1 protein-coding gene is annotated in these 577 nt (G+C 52.0%); it reads right to left on the bottom strand.

Annotated features, from left to right (window positions below; all coding sequences use genetic code 11):
* Nucleotides 1-577 (bottom strand): Ig-like domain-containing protein (locus tag C6Y39_RS05270; protein ID WP_205664147.1); only part of this gene is annotated, 577 nt, incomplete at both ends.

The raw sequence follows: 577 nt of genomic DNA, 5'->3' as shown, positions 1-577 counted from the left end.
GGTAATGGTTAATGTAACCGTGCTACCCGGCGCGGCATCAGTGGTACCTGAAAGGGTAGGCGTGGTGTCGTTATCCGAACCTGGCGCATTAATAGTAATGGTTGGGGCGGTGGTGTCAATTTCCCCTGTGGTATCAGCAGTTGCTGTATTGCCAGCTTCATCCGTCACGCTGGCGTTAACCGTAAATTCACCTTCGGCTAATTCTGCAGGTACATCAACGCTATAGGTGCCGTCCGCTTGCACAGTGGCAGTAACGGTTTGCGTGTTGCCCTCGCTATCGGTAACAGTTAGCGTAACAGTGCTACCCGGTGTGGTATCAGTAGTACCTGAAAGGGTAGGCGTAGTGTCGTTACCAGTCGCTATGGTATCGATAGTGATCGACGGCGCAGTGGTATCAATCACGCCCGTGGTGTCTGTGGTTGCTGTATTACCCGCTTCATCGTTAACGCTTGCGTTAACGGTAAATTCACCTTCGGCTAATTCGGCTGGTGCATCAACGCTATAGGTGCCGTCGGCTTGCACAATCGCAGTCACGGTTTGAGTAACGCCCGCACTATCGGTAATGGTTAATGTAACC

The organism is Alteromonas gracilis (assembly GCF_002993325.1).
Taxonomy (GTDB): Bacteria; Pseudomonadota; Gammaproteobacteria; order Enterobacterales; family Alteromonadaceae; genus Alteromonas; species Alteromonas gracilis.
This window is presented reverse-complemented; position numbering and strand designations above follow the sequence as displayed.